Origin of the sequence: Streptomyces sp. PTY087I2, from assembly GCF_001687325.1 — a bacterium.
GTDB lineage: Bacteria > Actinomycetota > Actinomycetes > Streptomycetales > Streptomycetaceae > Streptomyces.
In genome coordinates, this window is sequence record NZ_LZRD01000032.1 from 1 (window position 1) to 11207 (window position 11207).

Consider the following 11207-nt stretch of genomic DNA (forward strand, 5'->3'; position numbering starts at 1 on the left):
CAGTTGTTCTGCCAAGGGCATGGCTGGTTGGCTACGTTCGGAAAGGATAACCGCTGAAAGCATCTAAGCGGGAAGCCTGCTTCGAGATGAGTGTTCCCACCCCCGTGAGGGGTTAAGGCTCCCAGTAGACGACTGGGTTGATAGGCCAGATGTGGAAGCCCGGTAACGGGTGGAGCTGACTGGTACTAATAGGCCGAGGGCTTGTCCTCAGTTGCTCGCGTCCACTGTGTTAGTTCTGAAATAACGAACAGCCGTGACATTGCCGGTTGGTTTGATTGTTTCATAGTGTTTCGGTGGTCATTGCGTTAGGGAAACGCCCGGTTACATTCCGAACCCGGAAGCTAAGCCTTTCAGCGCCGATGGTACTGCAGGGGGGACCCTGTGGGAGAGTAGGACGCCGCCGAACAATCTTTGTGGAGAGCCCCGCACCGTTTTGGTGCGGGGCTTTTCTGCGTTCCGGGACCGGAGGACCAGCGGCCCTCCCTCCACCCCCCCTGCACCCGACGGCGGAAGCTGAGGGTAAGGTCAGGGGGCATCATTGGCACGTTCTTCACAGGAGGCTCCCGGGTGGAGGTCCAGGAGACCCGGGTCCAGACGGACCGGGTCCTCACCATCCCCAACATCCTCAGCATGGCTCGCCTTGTCGGGGTACCGCTCTTCCTGTGGCTGATTCTTCGCCCCGTCTTCGGAGGGCCCAACAGCGACAACTGGGCGCTGTTGGTGCTGATGCTCAGCGGCATCAGCGACTACCTCGACGGGAAACTCGCCCGCAAGTGGAACCAGATCAGCAGCCTCGGCCGGCTCCTGGATCCGGCGGCCGACCGTCTCTACATCCTTTCCACCCTGGTCGGCCTCACCTGGCGGGAGATCCTGCCCCTCTGGGTCACCGCACTGCTTCTCGCCCGGGAACTGATGCTTCTCGTGATGGTGGCCATCCTGCGCCGCCACGGCTATCCGCCGCCGCAGGTCAACTTCCTCGGGAAAGCTGCAACCTTCAACCTGATGTACGCGTTCCCCTTGTTGCTGCTCAGCGACGGGAGTGGTTGGCTGGCCACACTGGCCGCCGTTTTCGGATGGGCGTTCGCAGGATGGGGTACAACGCTCTACTGGTGGGCAGGGATCCTCTATGTGGTTCAGGTCCGCCGGCTCGTGAAGGCGGACGCAGTAGCCGATTGAGCTCGTTGATGCGGTGCCGCGCAATGTGGCCGGTCCGCGGCAGATGGTGCGAATGATGCCCCGACGGGCGAAGTCGGCTAACCGTCGTCTCTTCTAGGAGGACGTTTCCGACATGAAGGCCGTCGTGATGGCTGGCGGCGAAGGCACACGTCTTCGCCCCATGACCTCGAGCATGCCCAAGCCGCTTCTGCCCGTGGCCAACAGGCCGATCATGGAGCACGTCCTGCGGCTGCTCAAGCGGCATGGGCTCAGTGAAACCGTAGTGACCGTCCAGTTCCTCGCCTCCCTCGTCAAGAACTATTTCGGGGACGGCGAAGAGCTCGGGATGGAGCTCACCTATGCCAACGAGGAGAAGCCACTCGGCACCGCGGGCAGCGTGAAGAACGCCGAGGAGGCGTTGAAGGACGACACGTTCCTCGTCATTTCCGGTGACGCGCTCACCGACTTCGACCTCACCGATCTCATCGCCTTCCACAAGGAAAAGGGCGGGCTCGTCACGGTCTGCCTCACCCGGGTTCCCAATCCGCTGGAATTCGGCATCACCATCGTGGACGAGAACGGCCAGGTCGAACGGTTCCTGGAGAAGCCGACCTGGGGGCAGGTCTTCTCGGACACCGTGAACACGGGCATCTACGTCATGGAGCCCGAGGTCTTCGACTACGTCCAGGCCGACACCTCCGTCGACTGGTCCGGTGATGTCTTCCCTCAGCTGATGAAGGAGGGCAAGCCCATCTACGGCTATATCGCCGAGGGCTACTGGGAGGACGTCGGCACCCACGAGAGCTATGTGAAGGCCCAGGCGGACGTCCTGGAACGCAAGGTCGACGTGGAGCTCGACGGCTTCGAGATCTCCCCCGGGGTGTGGGTCGCCGAAGGAGCGGAGGTCCACCCCGACGCCGTGCTGCGCGGGCCGCTGTACATCGGCGACTACGCCAAGGTCGAGGCCGACGTCGAGATCCGCGAGCACACGGTGGTCGGGTCGAACGTCGTCGTCAAGACCGGGGCCTTCCTCCACAAGGCCGTGGTGCACGACAACGTCTACATCGGACAGCACAGCAACCTGCGGGGCTGCGTCGTCGGCAAGAACACCGACATCATGCGTGCGGCCCGCATCGAGGACGGCGCCGTCATCGGTGACGAATGCCTGGTCGGCGAGGAGTCGATCATCCAGGGCAACGTCCGGGTGTACCCGTTCAAGACCATCGAGGCCGGCGCGTTCGTCAACACCTCGGTCATCTGGGAGTCCCGAGGACAGGCGCACCTCTTCGGGGCGCGCGGGGTCTCCGGAATCCTGAACGTCGAGATCACCCCCGAACTGGCCGTACGGCTGGCCGGCGCCTACGCCACGACCCTCAAGAAGGGGTCGACGGTCACGACCGCCCGTGACCACTCCCGAGGTGCCCGTGCTCTCAAGCGGGCCGTCATCTCGGCCCTCCAGGCCAGCGCCATCGACGTACGCGACCTGGAGAACGTACCGCTGCCCGTCGCACGGCAGCAGACCGCGCGGGGCAGTGCCGGCGGCATCATGATCCGTACGTCGCCCGGGGTGCCGGACTCCGTGGACATCATGTTCATCGACGAGCGGGGCGCGGACCTCTCGCAGGCGCAGCAGCGCAAGCTCGACCGGGTCTACGCACGCCAGGAGTACCGCCGTGCCTTCCCCGGCGAGATCGGGGACCTGCACTTTCCGTCCAGCGTGTTCGACTCGTACACCGGGTCCCTCCTGCGGAACGTCGACGTCGAGGGCATCGCCGAATCCGGGCTCAAGGTCGTCGTCGACGCGTCCAACGGCAGCGCCGGGCTCGTTCTGCCCAGCCTGCTCGGGCGGCTCGGCGTGGACGCGCTGACGATCAACCCCGGGCTCGACGAGGCGCGGCCCACGGAGTCCGCCGACACCCGGCGGGCCGGCCTTGTACGGCTCGGGGAGATCGTGTCCTCCGCGCGGGCGGCCTTCGGGGTGCGGTTCGACCCGGTGGGCGAGCGGCTCTCCCTCGTCGACGAACTCGGCCGGATCATCGAGGACGACCGGGCCCTGCTGGTCCTCCTCGATCTCGTCGCCGCCGAGCGGCGCAGCGGTCGGGTCGCTCTGCCCGTGACGACCACGCGCGTCGCCGAGCAGGTGGCGGCCTACCACGGCACCCAGGTGGAGTGGACGACCACCTCGCCCGACGACCTGACCCGGGTGGGCCGCGAAGAGGACACCATCTTCGGAGGAGACGGGCGCGGAGGGTTCATCGTTCCCGAATTCAGCAGCGTCTTCGACGGGACCGCCGCCTTCGTCCGGCTCATCGGGCTCGTCGCGCGCACCCAGCTCACCCTGAGCCAGATCGACGCGCGCATTCCCCGGGCGCACGTCCTGCGCCGCGACCTGGCGACGCCGTGGGCCGTCAAGGGGCTCGTCATGCGCCGGGTCGTCGAAGCGGCCGGAGACCGCAGCGTGGACACCACCGACGGGGTCCGGGTGGTCGAGGCGGACGGCCGGTGGATCATGGTCCTGCCCGACCGGGCGGAAGCCGTCACCCATCTGTGGGCGGAAGGCCCCGACGACGCCTCCGCCCAGGCGCTCCTCGACGAGTGGGCTGCGGTCGTGGACAGCGCGGGAGACTGATCCGGGAACGGTGCGCCGCGACGCCCCGGGCAGGGGGCCGCGGCGCACCGGTGGGGCCATTCGGCGGCAGCCGGGATGACGTGCGACGATGTGCGGCATGTCGCAGCAGTCCCCCGATCGGAGCACCGCCCCGCCGTCCGCGCGCCCCGACGCCTCCATGTCGCTGCTGAACAACGTGATGGACCACAGCCTCGACGAGGGGTACGCGGAAGCCGCGGCGCGGCGCGAGGCCGACGGGAGCGCGGGGCTGCCCCGTACGCTCAAGTCGAAGCTCGGGCTCGCCGCCGGACTCGTGGTGGCCGCCCTCGTGGTCACCCTCGGCGCCGCCGAGGCGCGGATCTCGGCTCCGGTCGTCGCCAAGGAGCGCGAAGAGCTGATCGACCGGATCAACGCGGAGACGCAGGCCGCGGACACCCTGGAGTCGAATGTCGACAAGCTCCGCGCCGATGTGAGCGAACGTCAGCGCAAGGCGCTGGAGCAGCACGGCGGGGACCAGGGGCAGCTGGTGGCCCTGCTGGCCGGGGCGACCCCGGTCGAGGGGCCCGGCGTGAAGCTGGTCGTCGACGACGCGAAGAACACCGACCAGGGAGGCGGCGGCCCCCGTGAGTCCTCGGGCTTCGCCGACACCGGACGGGTGCGCGACCGGGACATGCAGCGCGTCGTCAACGGTCTGTGGGAGTCCGGTGCCGAGGCCATCGCCATCAATGGGCAAAGGTTGACGGCCCTGTCGGCCATCCGGGCCGCGGGCGACGCCATACTGGTCGACAACAGACCGCTCGTACCGCCGTACACGGTGCTGGCGGTGGGGGACGGCAAGAAGCTCGCGACCGCGTTCCAGGACAGCGCCGACGGCCAGTACCTCCAGGCGCTCAAGGAGAGCTTCGACATCCGCACCAGCATCTCCGACCAGGCGAAGGTCCGGCTTCCGGCAGCGCCGAGCCTGATCGTCCGTACAGCAGAGCCGAAGGCCGCCGGCAGTGGTGCGGCAGACACAGAGAAGGGCACATCGTGATCGCCGTACTGGGCCTCGTCGTGGGAGTCGTGGTCGGACTGTTGGTCCGGCCCGAGGTACCGGCGGTGGTCGAGCCCTACCTGCCGATCGCGGTGGTCGCCGCGCTCGACGCCGTGTTCGGCGGTCTGCGGGCCATGCTCGACGGCATCTTCGTCGACAAGGTCTTCGTGGTCTCCTTCCTCTCCAACGTTGTGGTGGCCGCGCTGATCGTCTTCCTCGGCGACAAGCTGGGCGTCGGCGCCCAGCTCTCCACGGGTGTGGTGGTCGTGCTCGGCATCCGGATCTTCTCCAACGCCGCCGCGATCCGCCGGCACGTCTTCCGGGCTTGAGGCCGATGAACAACGACGAGAACCCCCGCAGCGAACAGCCCGAGGACGGCGCGTCCGCCGTCCCGGACGCCTCCGTACCGCCGTCCCCGGCCCAGCCCCCGGCCCAGGAGACGACCGGCAGGCAGCGGCTCAAGGCGGGCCTGTGGCCGCCGCGGCTGAGCCGGGCCCAACTGATCGTCGCCGTGCTGCTGTTCGGGCTCGGTCTGGGGCTCGCCATCCAGGTGCGGTCCGCCGGCGACGACAGTGCGCTGCGCGGCGCCCGGCAGGAGGACCTGGTCCGCATCCTCGACGAGGTCGACGACCGGACCCAGCGCCTGGAGGACGAGAAGCAGCGCCTGGACGATCAGCGCACCGAGCTGGAGAACAGCTCCGACCAGGCGGAGGAGGCCCGGAAGCAGACGCTGGAGAAGGAGCGCCAGCTCGGCATCCTCGCGGGCACTGTCGCGGCACAGGGTCCCGGCATCACCCTGACGATCACCGACCCCGCGCGTGCGGTCGCCCCGGACATGCTGCTCGACGCCATTCAGGAGCTGCGCGCGGCGGGCGCCGAGGCGATCGAGGTCAACGGGGTGCGGGTGGTGGCCAACACCTACTTCTCCGGGGGCGCCGGGGACGTCCGGGTCGACGGGAAGAAGATCGAAGCACCGTACGAGTTCACGGTGATCGGCAAACCGCAGGATCTGGAGCCCGCCCTCAACATCCCCGGCGGTGTGGTCCAGACGCTGGAGAAGGAGCAGGCCACCGTGCTCGTGGAGCGGTCCGACGACATCGTCGTGGACGCCTTGCGACCGGCGCAGCGGCCTGACTACGCTCGGTCGTCCTCCCCGTGAGCGGGGCGGGCGTGGGGGCCGCCCGACCGGGTCGGACGGTTGCGGGGGGTCGCCGCACCGGATTGGTGGTGCGTGGTGGAAACTGTCGGGTGGATACGGACGTTGTGAAGATGTCCGGGTCGGCAGGTGTGGTCAATCAGGGTTCGTCCTGCCCCACGGGCGGGTCTATGTCGGTCAAGGGGAATCGCCCGTGAAGTTGTTTGCGAAGTTGTTCGGGAAGAGTGCACGCGAGGACAGCAACAGTGCTGCCCGCCACCGCGCTCCGCGCCACGCCCAGGGCGAGGAGCAGGAGGCGGAGCGTCCGCTCTTCCGCGACGAGGTGTCCGGAGCCCCGGGGGGTGACGGCGTGTCGGCTGTTGACCCTGCCGGTGCCGGACGCATAGGTTTCGGCGCACCATCAGCCTCGAGTACGGGTGGAGGGTTCACCCCGGAGGGCTCGTCGATGCCGGTCTGTACGAGGTGCGGTCACCGCAACGCGGAGGCCAGCAAGTTCTGCTCCAACTGCGGTGCGCCGCTGCGGGGTGGCGTTCCCGAGCGTCCCTCGGAGACGACGTCCACGATCTCCATCTCCGGTCTTGAGGCGTACGAGGCGGAGGCGACCGGCCAGACCGCTCTGCCCTCGCTCTCCCCGGAGGCCCAGGCCGCGGTCGACGCCCTGCCCGCGGGCTCGGCGCTGCTGGTCGTGCGGCGCGGTCCGAACTCCGGCAGCCGCTTCCTGCTCGACAGCGATCTGACCACGGCCGGCCGTCACCCGCAGAGCGACATCTTCCTCGACGACGTGACCGTGTCGCGGCGTCATGTGGAGTTCCGCAGGAGCCCGGAAGGTAGCTTCACCGTGGGCGATGTCGGCAGCCTCAACGGCACCTACGTCAACCGTGAGCGCATCGATTCGGTCCCGCTGTCCAACGGCGACGAAGTCCAGATCGGAAAGTACCGCCTGGTCTTCTACGCGAGCCCGCGGGGCGTGTGACCAGCCCCGGTATCCGTCCGGGGGGACCCCCAGGAAGGCCCATGCTGCGAACACCGACAGGCGGTGCCGGACACGGCACCGCCACCGCGGAAGCGCGGCCGATGAGCATCGGAACGGTGCTCATCCAGCTGCGCGAGGAGTTTCCCGAAGTCACCATCTCCAAGATCCGGTTCCTGGAGGCCGAGGGGCTCATCGAGCCACAGCGCACTCCTTCCGGATACCGGAAGTTCGCCCCGCGTGATGTGGAGCGCCTGGCGCAGGTGCTCCGGATGCAGCGGGACCACTACCTGCCGCTGAAGGTCATCCGGGAGCACCTGGACGCGCTGGCCCGGGGGGAGCAGCCCGTTCTGCCCTCGCCGGGTGCGCAGCGGGACCTCGCCGACGGGGTGTGGGAGGCCGGCCCCGCCGGGGCGACCGCCGCCCGGATCGGGCGGGCCGAGCTGATCGCGGCCGCCGAGGTCGACGAGGAGCGGCTGACCGAGTGGGAGTCCTACGGGCTGATCGTCCCGTCCCCGGACGGCGGCTACGACGCCGACATGGTGACCGTCGCCAAGCTGGTGGCCGATCTGGGCCGTTTCGGTCTGGAACCACGTCACCTTCGGGCCATGCGGGCCTCCGCCGACCGGGAGGCGGGCCTGGTGGAGCAGGTGGTCGCACCCCTGCGCCGACACCGTAATCCGCAGACCAGGGCCCATGCCGAGGCCACCGCGAACGAGCTCGCCGAGCTGTCCGTACGGCTGCACGCGGCGCTCGTCCAGAGCGCTCTGCGCACCCGTCTGCACTGACCTCGGCGGTGCCCGACTACCCAAACATGGCGAGCACGTCCTAGGGTTGCTGTGTGAACGAGCTCGACGTTGTCGGTGTCCGGGTGGAAATGCCCTCCAACCAACCGATCGTTCTCCTGCGTGAAGTGGGAGGCGACCGGTACCTCCCCATTTGGATCGGTCCGGGGGAGGCGACCGCGATTGCCTTCGCCCAGCAGGGCATGGCTCCCGCCAGGCCGCTGACCCATGACCTGTTCAAGGATGTGCTCGAGGCCGTGGGCCAGGAGCTCACCGAGGTCCGTATCACGGACCTGCGCGAAGGGGTCTTCTACGCGGAGCTCGTCTTCGCCAGCGGAGTCGAGGTGAGCGCCCGGCCCTCCGACGCCATAGCGCTCGCCCTGCGGACCGGCACGCCGATCTACGGCAGTGACGGCGTGCTGGACGACGCGGGCATCGCGATCCCCGACGAGCAGGAGGACGAGGTGGAGAAGTTCCGCGAATTCCTCGACCAGATCTCTCCGGAGGACTTCGGTACGAACAGCCAGTGACCGTCCCGCGAGGGGGTGCCGTCAGCGCATCCGACAAGCCTTTCCCGGAAACGAGACACGGGAAACCACCCTCAGGGTGATTATCACTCGGCGTGCCGAGTGTGGCGATCGTTGACGCACCCCGAGTGACTGCCTACCTTCGAGTGGGCAGGTCAAGGACGGAGGTCGGCGTGAGAAGCAGCGGCGACGGAGCGGCGGCGGGTGGGCCGTATCCGCAGCACGGCAGTGGAGCCGACCACACCATCAGGCAGCCGGTTCAACCGGCTGCGGTGGCAGCGGGCGGCGTGGCAGCGGCGAGCGATGCGGGTGACATCGGCTATCGCGGACCGACGGCGTGCGCGGCGGCGGGGATCACCTACCGCCAGCTGGACTACTGGGCGCGTACGGGGCTGGTCGAGCCCAGTGTGCGCCCGGCCTACGGGTCGGGGACCCAGCGTCTCTACAGTTTCCGGGACGTGGTCCTCCTCAAGATCGTCAAGCGGTTCCTGGACACCGGGGTCGCGTTGCAGAACATCCGCACCACGGTCCAGCACCTGCGGGACCGGGGTTTCCAGGACCTCGAACGCATGACGCTGATGAGCGACGGGGCCACGGTCTACGAATGCTCCTCGCCCGACGAGGTCGTCAGCCTGCTCCAGGGCGGGCAGGGGGTCTTCGGGATCGCCGTCGGTGTCGTCTGGCGGGACGTGGACGCGGCGCTCTCGCAGCTGCACGGCGAGCGGGTCGACACGGGCGAGACGCTCATCGGCCACAACCCCGCGGACGAGCTGGCCCGGCGGCGTAACCGCGCGGGCTGAGCACCCCGGGCGAGCGGCGCGACACGACCGTACGACGCGACAGGACGACGGACATGGGGCGGTCCGGTGCCCCACGGGGTGCCGGACCGTCCCGTTGTCAGTGCCGTAGGGCAGCATCGACGGTGTGAGACCCGCGCCCACCATCCTTCACCTGGACATGGACGCCTTCTACGCGTCGGCGGAGCAGGCGGCCAAGCCGAGTCTGCGCGGCAAGGCGGTCGTGGTAGGCGGCCTCGGTCCGCGCGGAGTGGTCGCCACCGCCTCGTACGAGGCCCGGCGCCTGGGCGTGCACTCGGCGATGCCCACCGCCCAGGCCCGGCGGCTCGCACCCAACGCCGCCTATCTGGTGCCCCGCTTCTCGCTGTACCGGACGGTGAGCGACCAGGTGATGGAGCTGCTGGGGCGGCTGTCCCCGCTGGTGGAGCCGCTCAGCTTGGACGAGGCCTTCGTGGACCTGGAGGCCGGCGGGACGGCCGACGACTCGGCCTCGGCCCGCGCCACGGGAGAGGGGCTGCGGGTGGCCATCCGCGCCGTGACCGGACTGAGCGGGTCCGTCGGACTCGCGGGTTCCAAGATGCTCGCCAAGATCGCCTCCGAGCAGGCGAAGCCGGACGGTCTCGTCCTCATCGAGCCGGGCACCGAGCGCGAGCTGCTCGCCCCCATGTCCGTACGCATCCTGCCGGGGGTCGGCCCGGCCACCGGCGACCATCTCCGGCGGGCCGGGATGACCACCGTCCACGATCTGGCCGAGGCGGGCGAGGCGGAGCTCGTGCGGCTGGTCGGCAAGGCTCATGGCCATGGGCTCCACCGGATGGCGCTGGGGCTCGACGACCGGCCGGTGGTCGCCGAGCGGGACGCCAAGTCCGTATCGGTGGAGGACACCTTCGACGTGGACCTGCACGACCGGGTGCGGGTGCGCGCCGAGGTCGAGCGGCTGGCCGTGCGGTGCGTGGAGCGGCTGCGCGCCGCCGACCGGTCGGGCCGCACGGTGGTGCTGAAGGTGCGCCGCTACGACTTCTCCACGCTGACCCGCTCCGAGACGCTCAGAGGCCCCACGGACGACCCCACCGTGGTGCGTGAGGCGGCGGGGCGGCTGCTGGAGTCCGTCGACACCACGGGCGGCGTACGGCTCCTGGGCGTCGGCGTCACGGGGCTCGCCGACTACACGCAGGAGGACCTGTTCGCCCAGGCCGCCGACGCCCGGGAGCTCGCGCGGCGTGACCTGGAAGACCACGCGCCGGCCGTGGCGGGCGGTGAGGCGGAGGCCGCCCCGGAGCCCGAGGCGGACAGCGCCGAGCAGCTCGCCGCGCGGCGCTGGCCCGCCGGACACGATGTGCACCACGAGGAGCACGGGCACGGCTGGGTGCAGGGCAGCGGCATCGGCCGGGTCACCGTCCGGTTCGAGGAACCGTGGAGCGCACCCGGTCGCGTCCTGACCTTCCGGATCGACGATCCGCTGCTGCGGCCCGCCGACCCGCTGCCGCTCGTCCGCGAGAGCCCCGACTACTCCTCCTGGCCCGCCAGCCTGCCGAAGTCCCGGTCGTCGGACGCCGCCTCATCCGGGGGCGGGGAGTCCAGACCGTAGTGCCGGTAGAGCTGGAGCTCCTGCTCGGGCGACAGGTGCCGGCCCACGCCGAAGTCCGGTGCGCCCTTGATCAACGCCCGGTCGAAGGGGACGCGCAGCGTGTCCTCGACGAATTCGCTGGGCTCCAGCGGGACGAAGGCGTCCCTGCTGAACAGGCCGGTGCGTACGGCCGCCCACTCGGGCACCCCCGTCGCGTCGTCGAGATAGACCTCATCCACCGTTCCGATCTTGGTGCCCTTGCGATCGAAGGCCTTGCGGCCGATCAGGCGGCGCGGATCGATATCCGTCTGCACGGTGCCTCCCACTGGTCGCGGACCGCTCACGGCGGTCCTGTCGCTCCACCGCCACCAGCCAAATGCAGATCCGTGGTGTCGGCCACTCGAGAGCTCCGGCGCGGCGGCCGCTGGTAGGCTGGCAGTGGCTGCTGACCCCGTGCGGGAGAGTCCTCCGGTGGAGAATCCGGAGGCGCCGAAGGAGCAACTCCTCCCCGGAATCTCTCAGGCCCCCGTACCGCACGGACGAGGTCACTCTGGAAAGCAGGGCGGATCCGTGCGGGCGCAGGCCCAAGTGGACCCGACCCTCACCGAC

The 11207-nt window shown here is 69.3% G+C and carries 11 protein-coding genes, 2 rRNA genes and 1 riboswitch; of the genes, 12 read left to right on the forward strand and 1 reads right to left on the reverse strand.

Features of this window, described 5'->3' with window-relative positions:
- The 12 genes from A3Q37_RS29450 to A3Q37_RS29505 form a co-directional block, all read left to right on the forward strand.
- Positions 1 to 209 (forward strand): 23S ribosomal RNA (locus tag A3Q37_RS29450); the annotation flags it as partial.
- Positions 210 to 289: 80 nt separating this feature from the next.
- A 5S ribosomal RNA gene (gene rrf / locus A3Q37_RS29455) occupies positions 290 to 406 on the forward strand.
- A 161-nt stretch (positions 407 to 567) separates the two neighbouring features.
- Entirely contained in the window at positions 568 to 1176 is a 609-nt protein-coding gene (locus A3Q37_RS29460; protein ID WP_006123083.1) for a CDP-alcohol phosphatidyltransferase family protein, read from the forward strand.
- A gap of 112 nt (positions 1177 to 1288) precedes the next feature.
- A complete protein-coding gene (locus A3Q37_RS29465) occupies positions 1289 to 3784 on the forward strand; it encodes a mannose-1-phosphate guanyltransferase (protein ID WP_030623757.1) in 2496 nt (831 codons plus the stop codon).
- A gap of 97 nt (positions 3785 to 3881) precedes the next feature.
- Positions 3882 to 4796: a DUF881 domain-containing protein gene (locus tag A3Q37_RS29470; RefSeq protein WP_079138039.1), complete on the forward strand. Its 915-nt coding sequence runs from the start codon at positions 3882 to 3884 to the stop codon at positions 4794 to 4796.
- Positions 4793 to 5125 (forward strand): small basic family protein, encoded by a 333-nt coding sequence (locus A3Q37_RS29475; RefSeq protein WP_003970459.1) that lies wholly within the window; start codon positions 4793 to 4795, stop codon positions 5123 to 5125. The genes A3Q37_RS29470 and A3Q37_RS29475 overlap by 4 nt, the downstream gene beginning before the upstream one ends.
- 5 nt (positions 5126 to 5130) lie before the next feature.
- Positions 5131 to 5955, forward strand: coding sequence for a DUF881 domain-containing protein (locus A3Q37_RS29480; RefSeq protein WP_065489096.1), 825 nt, complete (start codon positions 5131 to 5133; stop codon positions 5953 to 5955).
- A gap of 190 nt (positions 5956 to 6145) precedes the next feature.
- The gene (locus tag A3Q37_RS29485) at positions 6146 to 6925 is read left to right on the forward strand and encodes an FHA domain-containing protein (RefSeq protein WP_078652110.1); all 780 of its coding nucleotides are present in this window, start codon (positions 6146 to 6148) and stop codon (positions 6923 to 6925) included.
- Positions 6926 to 6966: 41 nt separating this feature from the next.
- Positions 6967 to 7710, forward strand: a complete 744-nt coding sequence (locus A3Q37_RS29490) for a MerR family transcriptional regulator (protein ID WP_065489097.1) — start codon at positions 6967 to 6969, stop codon at positions 7708 to 7710.
- A 53-nt stretch (positions 7711 to 7763) separates the two neighbouring features.
- Entirely contained in the window at positions 7764 to 8237 is a 474-nt protein-coding gene (locus tag A3Q37_RS29495; protein WP_006123076.1) for a bifunctional nuclease family protein, read from the forward strand.
- A gap of 170 nt (positions 8238 to 8407) precedes the next feature.
- Positions 8408 to 9034 (forward strand): MerR family transcriptional regulator, encoded by a 627-nt coding sequence (locus A3Q37_RS29500; RefSeq protein WP_065489098.1) that lies wholly within the window; start codon positions 8408 to 8410, stop codon positions 9032 to 9034.
- A 124-nt stretch (positions 9035 to 9158) separates the two neighbouring features.
- Entirely contained in the window at positions 9159 to 10619 is a 1461-nt protein-coding gene (locus A3Q37_RS29505) for a DNA polymerase IV (RefSeq protein ID WP_065489099.1), read from the forward strand.
- Here the strand turns inward: A3Q37_RS29505 and A3Q37_RS29510 are convergent.
- Positions 10538 to 10912: a PRC-barrel domain-containing protein gene (locus A3Q37_RS29510; RefSeq protein WP_065489225.1), complete on the reverse strand. Its 375-nt coding sequence runs from the start codon at positions 10910 to 10912 to the stop codon at positions 10538 to 10540. The two genes, A3Q37_RS29505 and A3Q37_RS29510, sit on opposite strands and share 82 nt — an antisense overlap.
- Positions 10913 to 11044: 132 nt before the next feature.
- Positions 11045 to 11142, forward strand: a riboswitch (glycine riboswitch).
- Positions 11143 to 11207: the final 65 nt, after the last annotated feature.